General features: G+C 54.7%; 14 protein-coding genes. 9 read left to right on the top strand and 5 right to left on the bottom strand.

What is annotated here, in order from left to right; genetic code table 11:
- Nucleotides 1-10: 10 nt before the first annotated feature.
- A complete protein-coding gene (locus ACR0NN_RS06530) occupies nt 11-2,056 on the bottom strand; it encodes a M10 family metallopeptidase C-terminal domain-containing protein (protein WP_170723339.1) in 2,046 nt (681 codons plus the stop codon).
- A gap of 222 nt (nt 2,057-2,278) precedes the next feature.
- On the opposite strand from ACR0NN_RS06530, the gene ACR0NN_RS06525 reads away from it, so the two are divergent.
- The 5 genes from ACR0NN_RS06525 to ACR0NN_RS06505 all read left to right on the top strand — a co-directional run bounded on the left by ACR0NN_RS06525 (nt 2,279) and on the right by ACR0NN_RS06505 (nt 11,749).
- Nucleotides 2,279-6,124 carry an Ig-like domain-containing protein gene (locus ACR0NN_RS06525; RefSeq protein WP_170723338.1) on the top strand — a complete coding sequence of 1,282 codons (3,846 nt, stop codon included), beginning with the start codon at nt 2,279-2,281 and terminating at the stop codon, nt 6,122-6,124.
- A gap of 65 nt (nt 6,125-6,189) precedes the next feature.
- Complete coding sequence (locus ACR0NN_RS06520) at nt 6,190-6,996, top strand: SapC family protein (protein ID WP_170723337.1); 807 nt, start codon at nt 6,190-6,192, stop codon at nt 6,994-6,996.
- Nucleotides 6,997-7,162: 166 nt separating this feature from the next.
- The gene (locus ACR0NN_RS06515) at nt 7,163-8,326 is read left to right on the top strand and encodes a TolC family protein (protein ID WP_480684155.1); all 1,164 of its coding nucleotides are present in this window, start codon (nt 7,163-7,165) and stop codon (nt 8,324-8,326) included.
- Nucleotides 8,327-8,364: 38 nt separating this feature from the next.
- A complete protein-coding gene (locus ACR0NN_RS06510) occupies nt 8,365-10,455 on the top strand; it encodes a type I secretion system permease/ATPase (protein ID WP_480684154.1) in 2,091 nt (696 codons plus the stop codon).
- Nucleotides 10,439-11,749: an HlyD family type I secretion periplasmic adaptor subunit gene (locus ACR0NN_RS06505; protein ID WP_170723334.1), complete on the top strand. Its 1,311-nt coding sequence runs from the start codon at nt 10,439-10,441 to the stop codon at nt 11,747-11,749. The genes ACR0NN_RS06510 and ACR0NN_RS06505 overlap by 17 nt, the downstream gene beginning before the upstream one ends.
- A gap of 78 nt (nt 11,750-11,827) precedes the next feature.
- Here the strand turns inward: ACR0NN_RS06505 and ACR0NN_RS06500 are convergent, their stop codons facing one another.
- The 4 genes from ACR0NN_RS06500 to aspT are packed head-to-tail and all read right to left on the bottom strand — an operon-like array spanning nt 11,828 to nt 17,792.
- Nucleotides 11,828-12,529 carry a response regulator transcription factor gene (locus ACR0NN_RS06500; RefSeq protein WP_170723333.1) on the bottom strand — a complete coding sequence of 234 codons (702 nt, stop codon included), beginning with the start codon at nt 12,527-12,529 and terminating at the stop codon, nt 11,828-11,830.
- Nucleotides 12,530-14,431 (bottom strand): PAS-domain containing protein, encoded by a 1,902-nt coding sequence (locus ACR0NN_RS06495; protein ID WP_480684153.1) that lies wholly within the window; start codon nt 14,429-14,431, stop codon nt 12,530-12,532.
- A 55-nt stretch (nt 14,432-14,486) separates the two neighbouring features.
- Entirely contained in the window at nt 14,487-16,103 is a 1,617-nt protein-coding gene (locus ACR0NN_RS06490) for a bifunctional aspartate transaminase/aspartate 4-decarboxylase (RefSeq protein ID WP_170723331.1), read from the bottom strand.
- An 18-nt stretch (nt 16,104-16,121) separates the two neighbouring features.
- Nucleotides 16,122-17,792, bottom strand: coding sequence for an aspartate-alanine antiporter (gene aspT / locus ACR0NN_RS06485; protein ID WP_480684151.1), 1,671 nt, complete (start codon nt 17,790-17,792; stop codon nt 16,122-16,124).
- Between the two features lie 420 nt (nt 17,793-18,212).
- Between aspT and ACR0NN_RS06480 the strand changes: the two genes are divergently transcribed.
- From ACR0NN_RS06480 to ACR0NN_RS06465, 4 genes are read left to right on the top strand one after another with little or no spacing between them, the layout of a single operon-like run.
- Complete coding sequence (locus ACR0NN_RS06480; RefSeq protein ID WP_170723329.1) at nt 18,213-19,337, top strand: ABC transporter permease; 1,125 nt, start codon at nt 18,213-18,215, stop codon at nt 19,335-19,337.
- A 1-nt stretch (nt 19,338) separates the two neighbouring features.
- Nucleotides 19,339-20,154 (top strand): ABC transporter ATP-binding protein, encoded by an 816-nt coding sequence (locus tag ACR0NN_RS06475; RefSeq protein WP_170723328.1) that lies wholly within the window; start codon nt 19,339-19,341, stop codon nt 20,152-20,154.
- A gap of 5 nt (nt 20,155-20,159) precedes the next feature.
- Complete coding sequence (locus tag ACR0NN_RS06470; protein ID WP_170723327.1) at nt 20,160-21,476, top strand: MlaD family protein; 1,317 nt, start codon at nt 20,160-20,162, stop codon at nt 21,474-21,476.
- Nucleotides 21,473-22,129, top strand: a complete 657-nt coding sequence (locus ACR0NN_RS06465) for an ABC-type transport auxiliary lipoprotein family protein (RefSeq protein ID WP_170723326.1) — start codon at nt 21,473-21,475, stop codon at nt 22,127-22,129. The genes ACR0NN_RS06470 and ACR0NN_RS06465 overlap by 4 nt, the downstream gene beginning before the upstream one ends.
- Nucleotide 22,130: the final 1 nt, after the last annotated feature.

Genomic DNA, 22,130 nt, shown 5'->3' with positions numbered 1-22,130 from the left:
TTGAATTGGCTTAGACGGCATCGAGGTTTCCTAACAATATCGAAGTCATGTCAATCGAAATATCCCCGTCAACTATGGTGACCTCCGCTCCGGTTTCATACGTGACATTGTTTCGTGAGATCCCGGACAGATCTGCGTTTGCGTCCAGAAATATCCATTCTGCATCATGTTCGGTGGGTTGACCAACGGCGACTTGAAGGATCGCCAGCGCATCCAATGCGTTCACGAACCCATCGCGTGTGATGTCAGCCGCAATGAAGTTTTCGGCCTCTGCCGGACCCCACGTAGGGTCGAGACCGACCGACATGCGCAACACCTGCAATGCATCCAGAGCTGTGATCTCTTGGCTTGCGGTCGAGTAAGATTTGATGATGCCCAGATGACCGGGAAATGAACCGTCAGGTATATCAAGGTCGAACTCACCTTGCGCATTGGCCTGGGCTACGACTGCCAAACCTCCGTCAGGGGTGAACCGGATTTCAGCATCACTTAGTGCTGGATTTGATGAGGCCGAGTTTAGCGTGAATGTTCCGGCCAACCCATCGGAGGAATTGTTGTCTGGTCCACTGCCCAGATCCACCGGGATGTGGTCTGGCCCAACGAATCCTGCTCCAAAAACTTGCGCGCTAGTCAGCGAATCTCCGGTATCCGAGACAAGTTCGATTGTTTCACCCCGATAGACGATTTGGGCGCCTTTGATGGTTGAAGTGAATTCCAGCTGAGCAGGCGTACGGAGAAAAGGATAGTTGGACAAATCCAACCGGTCGCTACCGGCTTGGAAATCCGTGATTACAGTTGGCCCGCTGCTTTGGCGAATAACAAAAATGTCGTCCCCGGCGCCGCCTGTCATAGTCGTGGTACTCGTACCCGTAATCAGGATGTCGTCCCCTGCCCCGCCATTCAAGGTCGAATCCAATATTCCCCCTTTCAGCATGTCATCTTGCGCGGTTCCCGTTACGATCCCAAACCCTTCTGTAACCTCTCCAAGTTCGCCAAGCGACACACTAAGCTGCGTAAGGCCGGCATCCTGCTGTGAGGCTGCGAAAATCTGCAATTCATCGCCAATATGCGCAATGCTGATTGTTTGAACATTCTGCAAGCCGCTTTCCAACGTATCGGCAAAACTATCCATATGGATGAGTTGCCCGTCCGGAGTCATGGTGAACAGAGTAATCCCGTCATCCCCGCCACCGGCCACGACGAACACCCTGCCGTTGACCTGAACAACCGACAAATCTTGTACCGAGGCAAACCGAGTATGCAGCGAATCGAGGACATGGTTTGTTGGTATCAGCTGTCCTGTACTGCTCAGCTCCATCACACTGAGTGAGTTGCTGCCAGACCCGGCCACTATGATCCAGGATTGTCCATAGGCCTGAAAAGCTTCGATCGCGGTTGGCGAGTTGATCCCGAGTGTTTGAATGCCATCGTTGCCAGTGACTGCTGACAAACCGCCGCTGCTTTGATCGACTTGATATGAAGAGAGCGTGCTACCCACTGTGTCGACGGCAATGACAAATTGATTCGAACCTGACTGAACCGAGTGCAGGGCATCCGCACTTACACCAATGCTATCTGCCAGACTTAGAGAACCGTCGGCGTTGATGATGTAAGTTCCGATCTGGTTGGTATCTTCATGCGCCAATGTAAGAAGATCGCCAATGCCGATCGACATCTGTACGGCTGCAGAGATGTCACCTCCCCCCGACAGAACTCCTGTTTCCTGAAGCGTCCCGAAAGTGCCATCGGGGTTCAGATCATATCCGATTAGGCCGGTAGCAGTATCAACATCCAAAACAAGCTGATCACTGCCTGCCAGCCGGATCGGAACACCGCTTCGACCAACCTGATGCACAATCGTCGCGTCGAAGTACTGCTGATCCTGCTCTTGCGGAGCTGCGTATTCCACCAATTGCCAAGATACGATCCCGCCACCGGTGCCCGTCATGCTGTAAAGATACGTTTCACCGTTAAACGTTTTTAAAGCCGTATCGCCGATACCTGAATCGAGCGCTGCGGTCCCCGTTGCAACCACTCTTTCGAATTGAAGCATCATCGCCCGTTACCCCCTGCCACCCCTGGCAACAAAAACAGGATGAAACGATGCCCAGGCCTGAACCAGAGCAGAAATGTGGTGAAAACAAGGACTTCAGTTTCAGATTAACTCAAATTTTTCGGTTCGGTCGCACGGTAAATCTGATCGCAACACCGATGAATAGTTTCGGACCGGAAACAGCGCAACGCGCGCCCAAAGGCGTCTGACAAGTGAGAGGGCAAAATGACCAAAGATACCGTTTCGGCCGGCAAATCGATTGTAAAGGGCCAGCCCGATGAACCGCGCAAGCGCAATATCCAAAAATGGATCGGCAAGAAGCTCAAGCGTTGGACCGGACGCGGGATTGCTGGTGGTCTTGGCTCAACACTGTTGGCGCTGCCTGCCCTTGCGCAGGCTACTGATGAACAGCTGGCGTCGTTTCAATTTGCCGAGTCACTTCCCGGCGTGCGGTCGGCCAAGCTGCTTTCGAACGGCGACGTTCAATTGAAACTGACGGATGGTCGGACGATCGTCGTTGCTGCCGAAAACGTACAGGTTCTGGAAAACGGCGCAATCCTGGTCGCTGACGATGTGGTCGGAGAGATTGCTCAATTCAGTGCGGGGGCTGAGGCCGCTGGTGCAACCGCTGCTTCGGGTGGAATCAGCGGTGCCGGGCTGGCATTGGGTGGGCTTGGAATAGCTGGCGCCGCCGCTGGCGGCGGAGGCGGCAGAGGTGGTGACGATGATGATGGTGGCGATGAAATCGAAACTGTGCCTCAACCGCCAAGACCACCCAGCCTTAATCTGGCTGAGCTCCAATCAAATGCGCTTAACAATGTCAGCAGCCAGACAACAACGCCGGACGGAACCAATACGGTTGAGGTCACCATAGGTTCGATAACCAAAACGGCTGTCCCAGCAGGCGACGGAAGTTGGAGCGTCTCGCTGACACAGGCTGATGCTTCCGGTGTGCCGCAGGGGATATCGGACGTTTCGGTGCGCTATCTTGATGGCGACGGTGTGGAATTGTCGGTTGATACGGCCCGGTTCGATGTTGATACCGTGCCGCCGACCCTTGCAATCACTGACTTCTCCGCCGGTGCAGTCATGAATGCCTCAGAGCAAGCAGAAAACCTTGAGATTTCAGGCACCACGGACGCAGAGAATGGGCAAACAGTGACTGTGACTTTGGGTGGTCAGACCTATAGCGGCACGGTTTCAGGTGGCGGTTGGAGCGTTACAGTCCCTGCGGCTGACCTTGCCACCCTTCCGGACGCGTCCAACATATCGGTAACCGCAGATGTGTCGGATCGGGCAGGCAATCCGGCAACTCAGGCCAGCAACAGTTTTGACACTGATCTGATCGCCCCCGGTCTTACGCTCAATCCAGTAGCGGGTGGCTCCATCGATTTGGCAGATGTGGTTGGTGATCTCATCCTGACAGGTACGTCTACCGCCGAAAATGGTCAGGTGGTTACAGTGTCATTCGAAGGTCAGAACTATCTGGGCTCGGTGACTGGTGGTCTTTGGTCTGTGACCATTCCCAATGCCGATCTGTCGGGCTTGGCAACGGGCGTGCCCGCTTCTGTCGCCGTATCGGTTAGCGATGCTGCAGGTAATCAGGCGACACCTATCTCGGTATCCGTACCCGTTGACCTAACAGGCCCCTCAATCGCTATCACACCGCTGCCAGTAGGATCTGCCTTGAACGCCGTCGAAGCGGGCTCGGACCTGACAGTAAGCGGTACCACCGGAAACGTGACTGACGGGCAGCAAGTTACCGTGACCCTGGACGGTCAGACCTACACTGCGTCGGTCTCAGGTGGCGGTTGGAGTGTGACTATCCCGACAGCGGATCTCGTGGCACTTTCCGATGGTGGTGATTTTAGCATTACTGCGGATGTGACAGATGCGGACGGCCTTGTGGCCCCGCAAGCCAGCGTTGGCTTATCCAAAGATGTTTCAGCTCCGTCTCTGAGTATCGACAGTTTTTCGGATGGGGCCGTCATGAATGCGGCGGAACGCGGGACTGATCTGACCGTAACAGGCTCCACATCTGCAGAGTATGGTCAGATAGTTACAGTAGACCTGAACGGTCAAACCTACTCTGCACAGGCGGCAGGCGGGGGATGGTCGGTGACTGTCCCTGCGGCCGATCTGGCAGCGTTGGCAGACGGGTCGACGATCACCGTGACAGCGGATATTGCTGATGCGGCAGGTAACCCTGCGCCTCAAGCGACCGGAAGTTTTGATACCGATTTCACCGCCCCCTCCATCGCGATTACATCATTATCGGATGGGGCCGTGGTGAATTTGGCCGAGCAAGCGACTGATTTGATCGTATCAGGAACCTCGGATACTGCCGACGGTACGCAAGTTAACGTTCAAATCATTCAATCTGGCGGTGGCGTGTTGGTCGCAGGCACAGCAACCGTCAATAGTGGAACCTGGGCCTACACAGCGACGGCCGCCAACTTGAGCAGCCTGCAAGACGGTCAAACCTATGATGTAAACGCTTCGATAGCAGACGCGGCAGGTAACACCAACACCGCGACAACCAGCTTTGGAACCGATCTCACGGCGCCAACCCTCGCGTTGGATCCGCTTTCGGTTGGATCGGTCTTGGATATTATCGAACAAGGTTCCAATCTCAGCATATCGGGGACAACAAACGCAGAGGATGGGCAGACTGTCTCTGTAAGCCTGAATGGCCAGAGCTACACGGCGGTTGTTTCAGGCGGGACTTGGAGCACAAACGTGCCTTCGGCTGATCTGAAAGTATTGGCAGATAGTAGCAGCTTTACAGTGACTGCCTCAGTACAGGATGCAGCTGGAAACCCGGCAACCAATGCTACAACAACACTGACAACTGATTTTCGACCAATTCTCTATATTGATCAACTAGGTGCTAACGAAGCGGTCTCGCTCAGCGATGCACAAAGCAGCGGGTTGACGGTAACGGGAAGTTCCATTGGATTGGCGGCCGGGCAAGCAGTTGAAGTCACCCTCAACTCAGCCTCACTCGGGACCGCCTCAGTCGCGGCCGATGGCAGTTGGAGTCTATCCATTCCTGCAGCGAATTTTTCCGCAATCGAAGCTGGCGATACCCTTGATATCGCTGCGCAGGCCTCTGTTTCGGGCGGTAGCGACCCTGATCCTGTTTCCCAGCAAGCGTTCGCTCATGTCCCTGCAGCTTATACCATTGTCGAGGCCGGGCGCAGCGGGACAACAGTAACATTTGAGGTATACGCCGACCCTGATCGCGATATCTCAAGCGGGCTGGCCTTTACTGCTGAGCTGGGATTCGACCCTTTGGTGGCCACTTATGACGGAGGCTCCGAGACCGAAAACCCAGACTTCAACCTCTTTCTAGCCAACCCGAATGGAGCGTCCGCAATCAGTTTTGCAGGCGCTGCCACGAGCTATGGGGATCTGTCGCAGCCCGTGGTGACATTCAACATGACGATCCAAGATGCGGCCCAGCCCATTGTACTGACAATGATAACGCCAGACGGAGGACCATCGCAGTTCCATCTCGGTACGAATAGTAACGATATCATCACGGGATCGGACGTTGATGACGTCATCCGAGGCAATCAAGGCGATGATACAATCGATTTGACCGGTGGGGGTCGAGATGTGGTTGTCTTTGAGGCAGACCCTTCCGCAAATGGCATTGACAGTATTAGTGGTTTCACACTGGGCCCTGCAGCAGATGTTTCAGATGCATTGATGTTCCAAAGTCTGAACCCTGCAACTTTGCGTGGAGATGGATCTGGTGTCGAAACGCTCTTGGTGGGCGATACAATCGGCATAAACACCGGGTTCGTCGGGCTAGAGACAGCACTGGCCGATCTTAGCCAGAGCACGATTGCCACTGCAGCCGAGAATCTGAATGGAGCGCAAGCGGGCGATGAGTTGTATTTGCTCGCAACCGACGGCACTGACAGCCTTCTTGTCAAAGTGGATTATTCTGGTCCGGGCTCGGCATCGGTAGAAACCATCGCACAATTTGACGGCTTGTCAGATCTGAGTGGTTTGACCGCCGACAACATCCTGATCACGGACCCAACTGGCGCCTCTGCCTGAACGGCGAGCACAATTTAAGGAGGGGCCGCAATCGTGGCCTCTCTACCCCAGCACAAGAGGATCACATGGCAGAGAACGGCCTATTCCCCGTCAGTCTCGAACGCCACCAGACACGATACTGGCGGCGCTTCACATCATACCATTTCGCGGAGCATATGGACGCATGCCCCATCGTTATCGCGGAGGTTCCCCAGATTGCGACATCCTTCCCGATTGTGTTCCGTTTGAACCGATCAGGATTTGGACCAGTCGTATTGCTCTCTGTCGCCTCAGGAATGGCGTCACCATTCATTGACCCGAACGGACGTTGGCTTGCACCTTACGTTCCATCTGCGTTGCGTTGCTTTCCGTTCCAAGCCGAATTTTGTACCAGCGGCAACAGCCAGAGCCGTCTTCTTGTTGATGAGGACTCAGGGTTTGTCACAGATGACGCGCGCGACGATCCCTTTTTTACCAAAGATGGTGTGTTGACGCCGGATCTTTGTGATGTGCGGCGCTTTCTACAAACACGCCATGCCTCCGCTATCAAAACAGCAAAAATCTGCGCTTTGATCGCTGAGATGGAGCTATTTGAACCGCTGACTGGACAGAAAGAAATCACTTTTCCTGATGGTTTGTGGGGCATCGACACAAAACGGCTAGAACGGTTGCCCGAGGCATTCAAGCTTAGCCTGTTTTCCAGCGGCGCGCTTCAGCTGCTTCATGCCCACCAACTGTCTCTATCTCATTGCACTTGGCTGTATCGCGTTCAGAAGCAGACAATCTCGAAGACTAAAACTCAAAGTAACACCTTTGGTGGGTTTGTGAACGCGATTGCAGAAGACGTTCTGAAAAACAAAAGCAACGCCGAGGTGCTCCATGCAATGGGTTAAGCGTGGGATCGGCGTCTTGGGTTTGTTGGCTATGCCCCTATTGATTTCTGCATGTGCGCCGACACCAGATCTGTCCAAGGTTGAAACATCTTTTGCGTCCGGTTCTACTGGCGCGGGTGCAGTTGCTTCTTCGAGCACCCTTACTAAGAGTGTTTTTGGTCAACGAGTGCGGCAGGCCGTAAAGACCAGCCCAACCGTGGCAGACAGCGCCTCTCAGTTGGGGATCGCGCAAGCAAATCAGGATGCTGCAAGCGGTGCGTTTCTGCCTCAAGTCTCGTTGGGATTAAATGCGCGCTCAACTCAAACGAATTCCAACAACGGTGAGGTATCTCCGTACCTAAGAGTTTCCCAGCTTGTCTATGACGGGGGGGCTACGGCGAACTCACTGGCCGCCGCACGCGCACGTGTTTTTGAAAGTCGGGGCAATCAGCTGCAAGCTGCATCGGCCACGGCTTTGGCAGCGATAGAAACCTACGTCATGGTATTGGATCGGCGACAGCTTTTGGAGATCACACGGCAAAACGTTGCTGTCCATGAAGACATTGCGCAGCAGATTACAGAACGCGTCTCCGGAGGGCTTGGTTCAAATGCGGATTTGTTGACGGCGCAGTCGCGCACAGCCGATGCACGAACTCAATTTGCAGATGCGCAGGCACGCGTTGATCGCGCAGAGGCACGCTTTCGAGAGGTCTTTGGCGTACCTCCGGGAGAGTTGCCGTCGCCGGTACCCGCTCCGAATCTCAAGCGAAGTGATATGCAGATTGTATTAGACAGCCCTCAGGTCCGGCGAGCGGATGCAACGGTGATCGCTGCCCGCGCGGAGTGGGCTGCGTCACAAGCACGTCGTCAACCTGATATTCGCGTTGCGGCTTTTGCAGATCACGATGATTTTGATGAGGCTGACTTTGGTGTCGACCTTTCCGTAAACTATGAACTGGACAGCACAGGACAGCGTCGTGCGGCGATTGCCGCCGCAGCGGCACAAGTCGATCAGGCCGAGGCAGAGCGCGAAGTGCTGATCCGTGAAATTGGTCGTGAACTTGGCTTTATCAGATCAGATCAAAAGGCAGGCGCCGAACGCCTCCGCGAGGCGCGGGTCGCGGTGAAAGCGAATGCCGATAGTGTCGCTGCAGCGCAGGCCCAATTTACCATCGGGCGCCGAAGTTTGATCGAGATTCTGGATGCGCAGCGTGACTACGTGACCGCGCAGGAGCGCTTGATCCTGGCCGAACAAAGCTTCTTCCTGACGAACTATGCTGCTCTGAGCCTGACCGGGGACATTCTGGATTTGCTTGGGATCACGCTGAACACATGGAACGGATCGCTATGAGGAAAAAGTGTGCTGAGTTAACCGACTTGGAAGCTTGCATGTTGCATGTTGCCACTGTGCTTGACCGACCATTGACTGTGGCGGCATTACATGCTGCACAGTCTGGCGAGGCGAGTGAAGTAACCGTGCGTGATGCGATGAGCGTCGCACAACGTGTTGGCTTGCAGGTCGGATTTGGTGCGCGCAAGCTGTCTGCCTTTGATGCGGCATTAGCCCCCGCGATTCTACTGCTGGAAGGAGATCGGGCGGTTGTTTATCATGGGCGCTCTCCCTCTGGCGACCTATTGGTTTTTGACCCAGCGTTGGATGACGGAATTGGCGAAGTTGCCGAAAGCTATCTGTCGAAGGTGTATAAAGGCTATGCGCTGCTATTTCGGGCAATGCACCGAGACGTAGCGACCAACCCAACGACAGAGCAAGGTGGGCACTGGTTTTGGTCCGCGCTTGCCGCAAACCGATGGTCATATGTTCAAGTCGCGCTAGCCGCCGCGATGGCGAACATCTTGGGACTTACAACATCGGTCTTCATCATGGTCGTATATGACCGGGTCTTGCCAAACGAAGCGACCGAGTCGCTAATTGCATTGACGCTTGGGGTCGGCTTAGCGTTGATCTTTGATTTCACGTTGAAACTTCTGAGGGCAGGTTTCATTGATCGCGCTGGTCAGAATGCGGATATGTCCATGGGACGACGGGTCTTTGACCAGGTGTTGAATATACGCATGTCGTCGCGCACGGGCTCCACCGGTGCCATGGCCAGCACAATTCGCGAATTCGAAACACTGCGAGAGTTTTTTACGTCTGCGACACTTGTCGCTGTCGTCGATCTTCCGTTCATTGCCGTGTTTATTTTCACGATCTACTTGGTCGGCGGACCACTAGCGGTGGTTCCGGCGCTTGCTGTACCTGTTGTCTTGCTGAGCGGATTGGCCGTCCAGCCAATCCTGTCACGTCTTGCAGAGCAAAGCTTTTCCGAAGGTCAATCCAAACAATCAGTTCTGGTTGAGGCGGTGTCTGGCTTGGAAACCATCAAGACGACCTCAGCCGGGCGCCAGATGCGGGCGCGGTGGGAAGGCGCCATCAAACGCCAATCAAACCACGGAGCACGCAGCAGAGCTGTGACTCAGTTTGCCCTGAATCTGACAGGCTTCACGCAACAGGCGGCGCAAGTGATTATCGTGTTCTACGGGGTGTTCCTGATTTCGGACGGTCAGACAAGCATGGGCGCGCTTGTTGCAACTGTTATGCTTACAGGTCGCGCGTTGGCACCGCTTGGTCAGCTCGCGCAAACCCTGACACGTGTCAATCAGGCCCGCAGCGCTTATCGCAATCTAAATGCATTGATGCAGGCTGGCAATGAACGGCCTGCCGGTCGATCCTGGATAAGCCGATCTGAATTTTCCGGGCGCATAACGTTCAACAACGTCTACTTTGCCTATCCTGACCAATCCGATGACGCACTGAAAGGTGTTTCCTTTTCAATTGAGCCTGGCGAAAAAGTAGCGGTCCTTGGCCAGATCGGGTCAGGCAAGAGCACGATCGCTCGGTTGCTGCTTGGCCTTTACCAACCGAGGGTCGGGTCTGTGATGTTGGACGGGCTCGATATACGGCAGATCGATCCAGGGGACTTGCGACGAAACATCGGTTCGGTCCTGCAGGATGTATGGCTTTTCTCTGGGACGGTACGCGACAATATAGCCAGCGGGTCTGTACGTCCGCGTGATGACGAACTGATCCATGCTGGACGTATCGCCGGTGTCGAAGACTTCATCGCGCGGCACCCACGTGGCTATGACCAGCAGATTGCTGAGCGTGGAGAAGGTCTTTCCGGTGGTCAGAGGCAGGCGATTGCGCTGGCCCGCGCACTCATTGGCCACCCGCCTGTCCTGTTGCTGGATGAGCCTACAAGCGCGATGGACGTCAAATCCGAAGCCGAAATTATTGGTCGGCTGAAAGAAACAACACCAGATACAACGATGGTGATCGTTACGCACCGGACTAGTCTTCTGGAATTGGTCGATCGGGTCATCGTTATAGAAGACGGTAAAGTTGCTATGGATGGCGCCAAAAACATCCTAACACGCCAAGTGCGCACCTCTGGGAGTCATCTGAATGTCGCAGCATCCTGATTTGGAGCGCCTTGCGCGCGAGTTGCAGGGGAAGGCGCCCATACGGGGTTCACTATTGCTGTTGCTTATCCTCGGTTGTCTGGCAAGCGCGGTTATTTGGGCGCACTTTACTGAACTGGATGATGTCGTGAGGGCGGATGGTCGTATCGTTCCGTCTGGGGATATCCAAGTTATCGAAGCGACTGAGCCAGGCGTTTTGCAGTCCGTGCAAGTTCGCGAGGGTATGGTAGTAGAAGCTGGAACCTTGCTGATGGAACTTAATACCAACCAGATTGAACGGGAGCTAAGTCAGGAACAACAACGCGTCTACGGGCTCATGGCGCGCGCGCAACGATTACGGGCCGAAATCGACGGGACTGAGCTTGAGTTTGACAAGACGCTTATGACGGGTGCGCCGGAGGTGGTTCGGTCTGAAACAGCTTTGTATCACGGACGACAAACGGAACTGTCAGCCGAAATTGCAATTCTCTCCAGGCAGCGCGAACAGAGGCAACGCGAGTATGAAGAAGGCTTGGTTGACCAGGTAACTTCAACAGAAACGCTGAGTGTCTTGGCCGAAGAACGGGCAATCATGGTGCCACTGGTGGAACAGAGAATGGAGCCTGCAACAACGCTTTTGGCCCTGCGCCGAAGCGAGGCGGAATGGAAGGGTCGCAAGGTGCGGGCCGAGGCAGTCGTCAGCCGATTGAAGGCTGGACTTGAAGAGGTTGATGACAAGGTCCGAGCGACTCGCAGCCGTTTTCGCAGTGCTGCATTGACGGATTTGGCCTTGGTTTCGGCAGAACTGGCTGCACTGCAGCCTGCCCTGCCCGCCTTGCGCGACCGTGCATCTCGGGCACAAATTCGGTCGCCGGTTCGAGGTGTCGTAAACCGGATTCATCAGACAACGATTGGCGGGATGGCAAGAAGTGGCGAGGAGCTGATCGAAATTGTGCCTTTGGACGAGCGCTTGTTGGTCGAAGCTTATGTCCGGCCAAAGGACATCGCGTTCCTGCACGCCGGGCAAAAGGTGAAAATCAAGATTACGGCGTATGATTTCTCGCGTTATGGCAGCCTGGATGGCGAAATCATCCGAATAGGGGCAGACACGATTACGCGTTCAGAACGGAGCGAAGAAGAGGTTTTCGTAGTTGAGATTCAGACCACAGACACGATGCTGGATTCAGGTGGGGTCGCAGTTGCAATCATTCCTGGTATGATTGCTCAGGTCGACATCTTGTCGGGTCGAAAATCAGTGCTTGATTACCTAATCCAACCTGTTCTGAAAATCAAGGATCAAGCTTTGCGCGAATGAAGGTTGAGCCTAAGCTGGAATAGCAGGCAAGGCGTTGTCGAACTACCAATCGGTAGTCCAGGTCCGGATATCTCCTATCTAAGACCATGAAACTTCGCCAAGAAAGATGTATCCGGCGCCATATATCGTTTTGATAAGTCGCGGATTTTTCGGGTCTTCTCCGAGCTTCGTCCGTAAGCGGGAAATCCTTACATCCATAGCCCGGTCAAAGCTGTCACCAGCTGCGCCACCCAGCATTTCTTGCATTTGGGCACGGCTGATGAGGCGTTTGGGGCTTTCAAGGAAGAGGCGCAGAACCTCACCTTCGGCATGGCTGAAAGGGGTTTCGATGCCTTCTGCATCGATCAGCAGATACCGGTCAAAATGCGCAGTCCACCCATTGAACTCGGCAATATCCGAATTCTGCGTCGCTGGCCCAGACGAGCGCAGGCGCGCCCGGACCCGAGCGATCACTTCGGCAGGATCAAAGGGTTTTGTGATGTAGTCATCAGCCCCAAGCTCTAGCCCTGTCACCCTGTCCTGCACCTGGGCACGGCCCGAGATAATGATGACAGCGGCGCCTTGTTCAAGCGCCAATCGATGCACAAGAGCCAGCCCGTCGGTATCCGGCAAAGACAGATCCACCAGACAAAGATCCGGCGTGACCCGTTTTAGTGAAGCCTCAAATTCACGGGCACGGGAAAAGCTTTGAGTCCGGAAACCGGCATCCTCCAGAGCATCGGTCAAGATACGGCGGATTTCTGGTTCGTCATCGAGGATGGTCACCAATGGTTGTTTCATCTAAGCGGCCTTGGTTCGGATCAGCGCCGACAATTGTGACGGCGTGAAGGGTTTGCTCAGAACTGGTGCGCGCGTCAGCGCCTGATGATGCAGCGGATCAGAAAGCGGCAGCGATGTCATTAAAATACAGGGCAACGCACCGTCCAAGCGGTCGACAATATCGATCCCAGTTCTGTTTCCTTCCAGCCTGATGTCCGAAAGCACCAGTGCGATATCGCTGATGTCGGAAGTTAACGCTAAAGCCTCATCGGCCGAGCTTGCCTCGATCACCGAGCACCCCAACTCGACCAGCATATCCCGGAACTGGCTACGTAGCTCATCACTATCTTCAACCAACAGTACGAGACCTGCCTGCGTTTGTGGCGCCGGACGATAAGGCAAACGTATCACAACTGAAGCGCCCGAAGGCGTGTTCCGCAAATTCAAATCACCGCCGGCCAGTTTAACGGTGTCATAGACCATGGGCAGCCCCAGCCCCGATCCATCGCTGCCTTTCGTCGTAAAGAATGGGTTCAACGCCTTTTCCAAGGCTTCCGAGGAAAATCCCGGGCCTGTATCGGATACCGTGATCTCGACCCAAATTGTCCCAATTGCATGCGCAGTGATCGTGATTTGGCCAGAAGTGCCACAAGCATCCCGTGCATTTAGCACCAGATTTAACAACGCGTCCTGCACCATCCCAGGATCAAGCATCAACGCATTGTCGGGAAGCGTATTCACGACTGACAATCCCACGCCCTGCGGCAAGGAAGGCGTGGCGAGCACACGCAAATCCTCAAGCAATCCGCTCATATCGGTTGCCTGTGGCTGAGGTGTACGATTGCCGGTCATATCGGCGATGCGATTCAGCAATTGGCCACCGCGTCGCGCTGTTTGCTGCGTGGCCGAGACGAGCTGGCCAGCCTCTGCCGGTAGTTCCATTTTCTCCAAGCGGGCCTGCATCCCGAGAATGATGGTCAGCAAGTTCGAGAAATCATGCGCAAGTCCACTAGTCATCTGCGCAGCCATAGCCCGACGCCGTGTTTGCTGAAGGGCAACACGCGCCTGGGTTTCTTCGGTGATGTCCACCGACATGATATAAACACCCCCCGCCTTATCCGGCGTGAATGACACGCGGATGCGGCGCGAATCCTGATCCTCGGTAAATTCGAAAACCGACGGTTGCCCTCCATAGGCTTGCTCCAGATGCGGCTTCACGCGGCCATAGGCTGATGATCCCAAAGCCCGTGAAATATGAAGGCCCAAAATGTCCGATGGCCGCCCGGGCATGACCGAGCTGAGGCGACGATTTGAGTAGTCGTAACGCCCATCAGCATCCAAATGCGCAATATGGGCCGGCATCATCTCGGTCGTCATCCGCGTGCGAGCCTCGATCTCAGTCAACTGGCGCTTCGTTTCTTCCAGCGCTGTGATGCTCGCCTCTAGCTTTCGGTTTGTTGCAGAAAGCGCTTCGGCGCGGCTCAGCAGTTGGTCTGACAATTCTTCCGACCGGGCCCGCAACAACTCTTCGACCTGTTTGGTTCGCGTAATGTCGGTATAGACAGCAACCCAACCTCCATTTGGCAAAGGCGCACCTTCGACCGAGATCACCTGGCCATTGGGGCGGGTGCGCTCCATATAGTGCGGCTCAAATGCCAAAGCCTGCGCGACCCGGATCTCAACCATTTCGTCAACGTTACCTTCAGCGCCGTATTCTCCTCGGCTCGCGAGAAATTGAATCGTGTCGCGAAACAAGGCGCCCGGTTCGACCAATGCGTCCGGCAAACCAAACATTTCCTGAAACCGCAGATTGCTGACCACCAGCCGCAGTTGGCTATCATAGATCGACAGTGCCTGCCCGATCAGGTTCAGGCCAGCCGTCGTCATCGCCTTGATGCGCTGTTCGGATATGTCCAAAATCATCCTCCCCTGCGCTTATGGGTAACACCAGTTCAAGCGCAGGTGTAGGGAGATTTAGCTACCCATGCAGCGGCATATTGTTCGCGGAACGGTAGGCCTGAACATAGCCGCGCGCGACCGATCGAACAGCCGTTCCGATTTGCGAATAAGCCTCATCCGGCAGGTTGGCGAAGGATACGCGGGCCGACCAGCCTGGCGCGTCAAACCCGCTGCCGTTCAAAAGGACAATGCCATAGTCCTCAGCCAGTTTGAACGCGATATCCAGCGGGTGAACATTCTGCTTGATCCATGCTACGACATCCTCGCCGACGTATTTCCGTAGCCAGTATTCGAAATCGATGATCCCGTAATATGCGTCGTAATGTTCCCCTGCTTGTACTTCGATCCCCAAAGCTTCGGTCAGGAGTCTAAAGCGTCGCTGAACCAGTTCCATGCAAGCGGTTTGGTAGATTTTCTTGGTGTCGACGAGTTCGCTCAAGGAAAACAGGGCCATCATTACCTGCTGGGGCAGCGATAGCCCGGCGGTGTGATTCAAGGCTACATCGCGGCTGTCGGCGACCAGCCGGTCAATAAAGCGGATTTCACGCGGCGTGAGGCTAAGCGTGCCATAGCGCTTATCCAATGCTTGTTTGATCTCATCCGGGTGATCCGCCAGCTTGAGGTCGAAGATGTTGTCTTGCGCAACGGCGATCACTCCAAGACGCCAGCCAGTACAGCCGAAATACTTCGAGTAGGAATAAACCCCAATCGTATTGCGAGGCAGGTGACCCATGACCGAGGTGAAATCATGTACGAAGGTTCCATACACGTCATCCGTCAGCACGATCAGGTCCGGGCGGTGGTTTTCCACCAGATCCGCCAGTTTGCGCAGTGATGCGGTACTTAGAGCAACAGAAGACGGATTGCCGGGATTGACCAGAAAGAACGCCTTGACCTTGGGATCTTTGAGCTTTTCTACCGCTGCGTCGGTTAGCTGAAACCCATCCTCCTCATCGGTTTCCACATGGACGGATTCAAGGCTGTAATCCTCCAGCTCAGGCATTTCCAGATATGGTGTGAAGATCGGCGTGCACAGCGCAATCGTGTCACCCGGGTTCAGCAGCCGGTTGGCCTTGAGCGATTTGAAGATGTAACACATCGCTGCAGTGCCACCTTCGACCGCAAACAGATCAAATTGCGCATCAGGCCGGTGCCCCCGGCACATGGACCACATCAGATATTCGTGGGCGATGGTGGCGTTGTGTTTCAGGATGCGGTCGGGGACCGGATAATTGTCACCGATGATGGAATCTGTCAGCTCATGCACAAACTCATCTGCATCGAAGTCAAACGCGGAAATGGCATGTGCTACAAGTTCTAGCAGCGTATCCACACCCGGAGTGTCAGAATGGTCAGTCGCCCAGCTTTTCAGCCGTTCATAGCAACCCTTCTGCGCAGGCATTCCGCCTAATCCTGCGGGGTGGTTCATCACAAGTTTGGACTCGGTAATCGCAAATTGACCAAGGGCAAAGAACGCCTCGCGCGGGCGAGTGGCGACCCAGTTGGGATTGCCGCGACCTGCGTTCAGAAAAGCGCTGTTGACCTTTCGCGCTTCGGCCGATGCCAGTTTGATCAACTCATCCTTGATCTGAAACGGGCTGAGTGCTTCGTAATCGTGCAGCGTTACTCTATCCATAACATGAACCTTTCCAAATCAGCTTAAGATCAAAACAACAACCATCCCGAAGATGGTTAGCAAAGTGTTCCCGATCGCGTACGGCATTCCGTAGCCAAGCGCAGGAATGCGGCTTTGCGCGGCTTCCTGGATCATCCCCAGCGCAGCCGTGGTGGTTCGTGCGCCTGCACAGGCACCAAACAGAATGGCCGGGTGAAACTTGAACACGTAATGCCCGACATAAACCGCGAAGATCATCGGCAACGATGTTGCGACGATCCCCCATAACAACAATGCGATACCAGCCTGCTGCAGCCCAGCGATAAATCCTGGCCCAGCGGTGATCCCAATTACTGCAATAAAGACGTTAAGTCCCAGCGTGTTCATCAACCACAACGCCGGGCCTGGAATGCGTCCAAAGGTTGGGTGAACCGTGCGAAGCCAGCCCAGTACCAACCCGGCAAGCAACGCGCCACCGGTGGTGGACAGGCTGATCGGGAAGCCACCCATCATGACGGACAGTGTTCCGATAATGCCGCCGATGAATATCCCCCAACCGACAAAGGCCAGATCTGTTGTGTCTACCGGGCGATCGGCATAACCGATCTTGGCAACTGCGGCCTCAACATGCCGCTTGCTGCCTTGAATGGTGACGATGTCACCACGATGCACAACAGTACCCGGCAGCAGAGGCAGATCCTGCATATTTCGCATCAGCTTTGTAACATAGATGCCCCGCGCGATTGACAGTTTGCTTAGCTCTTCGAGTGTTTTGTTGTGCACTTCTTTGCTGGTGATCAGCACATCCAGCTTTTCCGAAGGGATGCTCAGCAGTTCCGGCGCGTCGGCCTCGGTCAAATTTTTCTCAAGCAGTCCTACTAAATCAGAGCGGCGGCCGGAGAACATCACAACATCCCCAGCTTGCAACATGGTGTTGTCGTCAACTTCGATAATCTGTCCATCGCGCCTGAGGCGTTCAGCATAGATGCGTACACCGGGCATCAGATCTTTGACCGGTTGCCCCAGCAGATTGCTGTCTTCAGGTATCTCAAAGGCCCGCGCTTCAATCGCGCGATAGGCCGAAACGATGCCGTCGCCGGTTTCGACTGCGGCGCTTCCGCCCAGCTTGGCTTCGTATTCCTTGCAGGCAGCGACCAGATCAACGCCAATCAGACGTGGGCCGATCTTGGCCAGAATGATGGCTGATCCGATGGTGCCGTAGATATAAGTTACTGCATAGGCCACTGGGATTTGGTTGGCATAGGTCTTGGCCTGTTCCGCCGGCAGCCCTAGCTGGCCGATCTGGTCGGTGGCCACGCCGATTGCCGCTGAAATCGTTTGCGACCCTGCATAAAACCCAGCTGCATATCCAAGTTCTAACCCCGCCACTTTGGCGGCAATGATCGGGATAACCAGACATAGGGCCAATACGCTGAGCGCAAAGAACACCTCTCTCGCGCCATCGGCTTTCAGACCACGGATGAATTGTGGTCCTACTCCGTAGCCTACTGCAAAGATGAACAAGATGAAAAAGGTCGATTTGACTGCCGAGTCGATATCGATATGGGCCTGTCCGATCACAACCGCCGCCAGCAACGTTGCTGTGACCGTACCCAGACTGAAACCCATCAGCTTCCAAGGCCCAACGAGAAACCCGATGCCGATGGACAGGAACACCGCCAATTCAGGGTAGGTTTGAAGAATATTCACCAACCAACCAACCATTTTTCACCTCTCAATCCGCGCCAGACAGGCCTCCGAGGCAAGAGTCGGTGACAAGGCCAGACGCCTTGAAATTCTAGTACGCAAACCGACCAAGCCGCATGCTCGAATAATTCAGCCACAACAGGAAAATTTAGGCCTCACGATAACGCAAGAACAGTAATTGTCTATAATTATCTGAATATTAACAACTGTGGCGACTAATCACCGCCTTTGATGCTTTGCTACTTCTGAGCAGCGGGACAAGATCGTTATAGTAACAATTCTCGCATCGCACGGCCGCTCGACATCAACAAGACTCCAGACAGAGATGGCCACTGTCGCACCATCGCAATGCGTATCCGCAAAATACCGGCTTCTTTGAACAATTCCATTGCAGGTACCCGTCGTTTGCCATCACATACCGCTATGACACGGCCGACGATTATTTCTGAGACCAACGCAACCGGCGTTTGTATAAGGATTGCGGGCGATTTGCGGACGCAATCCCTCGATCGTGTCGAGCGGGATTTCGCGGCCCTAAAACCCAATGGGAAAAATACGACTGTCGACATGTCTCAGGTCGAGGCGTTGGATACTGGAGGGGCCTGGCTTGTTGCCAATCTGGTGCAACGCCTTGGATCGACAGGCGTTCAGGTCAAGTTCGACGGGTTGGAACCGGCGCATTCTTCGTTGATCGAGACGGTATCGCAGAACATTCCCGAAAAAACCGGAGAAGAACTCCCGCCTCGTGGCCTCATCAACTGGGTGGCCCGGATCGGGCAAAAGACATTTGGCGCTTGGCAAGATACCTTGTCGATCATCGGCTTTCTGGGTCTTACGTTGCATCGGTTGGTCCGGACCTTGATCATGCCATGGCGGCTGCGCCGTGCTGCACTGGTTTCGCAAATGGAGCAGGTCGGCTTCAAGGCGCTGCCGATCGTTTCCTTGATGGGCTTCCTAATCGGCGTCGTTTTGGCCTTTCAGGGTGCAACGCAGTTGAAACAGTTTGGCGCTGAGATTTTTGTGGTCGAGTTGATCTCGATCTCGATCCTGCGTGAGCTGGGCATCTTGTTGACCGCGATCATTGTCGCGGGCCGGTCCGGGTCGGCGTTTACGGCCTCAATCGGGTCGATGAAGGTGCAGGAAGAGATCGATGCGATGAGAACGCTAGGGCTGGACCCGATTGAAGTGCTGGTCATTCCGCGCGTTCTAGCGCTGCTGATCATGTTGCCGATCCTGGGCTTTGTCGCCGACATGGCGGGCCTGATCGGCGGCGCGTTGATGAGTTGGATCGACCTTGGCGTCAGCCCGGGCATGTTCCTGACTCGGCTTAAGGAAAATACCGGTGTCGCACAACTTGCGGTCGGAATGATCAAGGCACCGTTTTTCGCGCTGGTGATCGGCGTCATTGCCTGCTGGCAGGCCATGCAAGTCAAAGGGTCATCCGAAAGCGTTGGTCAGCGCACGACGGCCTCGGTGGTGCAATCTATCTTTATGGTCATCGCCATCGACGCCCTTTTTTCGATCTTCTTCTCAGAGTTGGGGGTCTGACATGGACGGAACCCCGCTAACAGACAAACCGCAATCCGACACCAAACGCGAAGCCGTTATTCGGGTACGCAATCTGACCAACCAGTTCGGCGAGCAGGTGGTTCACGACAACCTTAACCTCGATGTCTGGAGAGGTGAGGTACTGGGTGTTGTTGGTGGCTCGGGCACCGGGAAGTCGGTCCTGCTGCGCACGATCGTAGGCCTGAACAAACCAAAATCCGGTAGTATCGAGGTTCTGGGCGTCGATGTTCTCAACGGCCCGGAAGAAGAGCGTCAGCGGATCGAAAAAAGCTGGGGTGTGGCCTTTCAAGACGGGGCGTTGTTCTCTTCGCTGACCGTGCTGCAGAACGTGATGGCGCCGCTGCGCGAACATACTGGTATCAGCGAAAAACTGATGGCCGCGCTTGGGGGCCTCAAGATCAGTCTGGTTGGTCTGCCTCAGTTGAGCTGCAGCAAGTTTCCATCCGAATTATCCGGCGGAATGCGCAAACGTGCGGCCTTGGCCCGTGCCTTGTCGCTGGACCCCGAGATCGTGTTTTTGGATGAGCCAACTGCTGGATTAGACCCAATCGGTGCTGCAGCCTATGATGACCTGATTGGGGAACTTCAGCATGCGCTGGGGCTGACCGTATTCATGGTGACCCATGATCTGGACAGTCTTTATGCCATTTGTAACCGCATCGCGGTACTTGCGGAAAAGCGTGTGCTGGTTGAAGGTCCAATAGAAGAGATGACCAAGGTCGATCATCCTTGGGTTCAGGAATATTTCACAGGCCCCCGCGCCCGCGCGGCCCAGCAGAAGGGGCAGGACAGGTAGAGGCGATGGAGACCCGAGCGAATTATATCCTGATCGGTGCGTTTACCTTGGCGGGCATTCTAGGTGCCTTCGGGTTCTTTCTATGGCTCGCCAAATTCGAAGTGACCCGGCAATACGCCTATTATGATGTGCTTTTCGACAATGTTTCGGGCCTTTCAGCAGCGGGCGGTGTGAACTATAATGGCTTGCCGGTCGGCCAGGTTATTTCACTTAATTTGGATAAAGATGATCCCTCTAAAGTGCGGGTGCGACTTGAAGTTGACGCCGATATTCCGGTGACAAAGGAAACCATTGCACAGTTGCAATCTCTGGGCGTAACCGGGGTGGCCTATGTAGAGCTTTCCGGTGGGTCTCCGACTGCAGAAAAGCTGGCCCAGAACAGCGTTATCCCAAGCAAACGCAGCTCGATCCAGTCCTTGCTGGAAGGAGCGCCAGAGGTGCTGGAAAAGGCTGTCACGCTGTTGGAAAATCTCAATTCCGTTGTCGATGACAAAAACCGCAAGGCCGTTTCGGATATCCTGACCAATCTGGCGGACGCGTCGGGTAAACTGGATAAAACTCTGACGGATTTCCAGTCGCTCTCGTCTGATTTGGGCGGTGCTGCCAAAGACGTTGGAGAATTTACCAAGAGGCTGGATACCTTGGCGAATACTGCCGAGACGACGTTGAGCACTGGAACTGACACGCTGAAGAGTATCAGAGAGACTTCAGACACTGCCAAAACGACGCTAGAGACTGCAAACAGCGCCATTGTCAGTGCTGAAAGAGTGATTCAGGAAGACCTTAGGCCCTTTATCGAACGTGGCTCAATCCTTGCTGAGAGGCTGACCCAATTGTCTGATGAGGGCAGCGTCACGCTTGGCGTGATAAGCGAAACTGTTTTGAACGCAAACACCACTCTTGAATCAGTTACATCGACCATGGATTCGGCAAAAGGGGCGCTTGCTTCGGCAGAGAGAGCGTTTGACTCGGCCAACCGCGTGATGGACGAAGATATTTCTCCGGTCGCAGCGGATGTGAGCAAGGCGGCCAATCAGGTTGCGGAAACCGTCTCGAATATCACCCAAAAGATCGACGAAATTTCTGACGATGTCCTCAGTGCTTCGAAATCGGCTTCAGATTTGTTGGCCACTATTGATGGCGTCGTTCAGGATAACCGGCGTCAGGTCTCGGATTTCTTGCGCGTCGGCTTGCCCCAATTCATCCGGTTCATCGAGGAATCGCAACGTCTGGTCATCAGTCTCGATCGGTTGGTCGACAAGGTCGAACGTGACCCGGCCCGCTTTTTATTAGGCACCCAAGCATCGGAGTTTCGTCAATGATACGGACCTTAGCTTTCACTCTGATATTGGCTGCTCTGACGGGTTGCACTGGCCTTGGGACGCTCCGGCAAGCGTCCAAGCCGAACGACCTGTATTTGCTGACACCAAAAAGCACGTTTTCTACGTCTTTGCCGCGTATCCAAAAACAGATCGTTGTCGAAGAACCCACGGCGACGGCTGCGGTAAACACCGACCAAATAGCCGTGCAACCGACCTTGTTGCAGGTTCAATATCTGCCCCGAGCCCGCTGGGTTGATCGCGCACCGCTGATTGTGCAGGCCTTAATGGTCGAAAGCTATGAGAATTCGGGCAAAGTTGCCGCCGTTGGACGCTCGACAGTCGGCCTACGTGCGGATTATGTGATCGCGCCTGATCTGCGAGAATTTCAGGGGATCGTCATCAGCGAAACCGAGAACTCGAAGACGGTTCGCGTAGAGGTTCGTATAAATATCAAGATCATCGATGAGTACGAGGACAAGATCATAGCCTCAAGTTCTTTTCAGGAAGCCGTGCTAGCGGCCACAGATCAGACACCTGATCTGGTTGAGGCCTTTGATGTCGCTTTGGGCAAGACCATGCGAGATGCGGTTGAATGGAGCATTCGCAGAATCCACACCCACACGCTCAATAATCCGAGATCAAACCCAAGCTAGG

The sequence above is a fragment of the Ruegeria sp. BA2 genome (genome assembly GCF_056539605.1).
Note: the sequence above shows the minus strand (reverse complement) of the source record. Positions and strands in the feature narration are given on the sequence as shown.

Coding starts and splice junctions, on each gene's coding strand:
- ACR0NN_RS06525 (WP_170723338.1), top strand. CDS start 2,279: ATGACCAAAGATACCGTTTCGGCCGGCAAATCGATTGTAAAGGGCCAG.
- ACR0NN_RS06505 (WP_170723334.1), top strand. CDS start 10,439: ATGTCGCAGCATCCTGATTTGGAGCGCCTTGCGCGCGAGTTGCAGGGG.
- ACR0NN_RS06480 (WP_170723329.1), top strand. CDS start 18,213: ATGACACGGCCGACGATTATTTCTGAGACCAACGCAACCGGCGTTTGT.
- ACR0NN_RS06530 (WP_170723339.1), bottom strand. CDS start 2,056: ATGATGCTTCAATTCGAAAGAGTGGTTGCAACGGGGACCGCAGCGCTC.
- ACR0NN_RS06520 (WP_170723337.1), top strand. CDS start 6,190: ATGGCAGAGAACGGCCTATTCCCCGTCAGTCTCGAACGCCACCAGACA.
- ACR0NN_RS06465 (WP_170723326.1), top strand. CDS start 21,473: ATGATACGGACCTTAGCTTTCACTCTGATATTGGCTGCTCTGACGGGT.
- ACR0NN_RS06510 (WP_480684154.1), top strand. CDS start 8,365: ATGTTGCATGTTGCCACTGTGCTTGACCGACCATTGACTGTGGCGGCA.
- ACR0NN_RS06475 (WP_170723328.1), top strand. CDS start 19,339: ATGGACGGAACCCCGCTAACAGACAAACCGCAATCCGACACCAAACGC.
- ACR0NN_RS06470 (WP_170723327.1), top strand. CDS start 20,160: ATGGAGACCCGAGCGAATTATATCCTGATCGGTGCGTTTACCTTGGCG.
- ACR0NN_RS06495 (WP_480684153.1), bottom strand. CDS start 14,431: ATGATTTTGGACATATCCGAACAGCGCATCAAGGCGATGACGACGGCT.
- ACR0NN_RS06500 (WP_170723333.1), bottom strand. CDS start 12,529: ATGAAACAACCATTGGTGACCATCCTCGATGACGAACCAGAAATCCGC.
- ACR0NN_RS06490 (WP_170723331.1), bottom strand. CDS start 16,103: ATGGATAGAGTAACGCTGCACGATTACGAAGCACTCAGCCCGTTTCAG.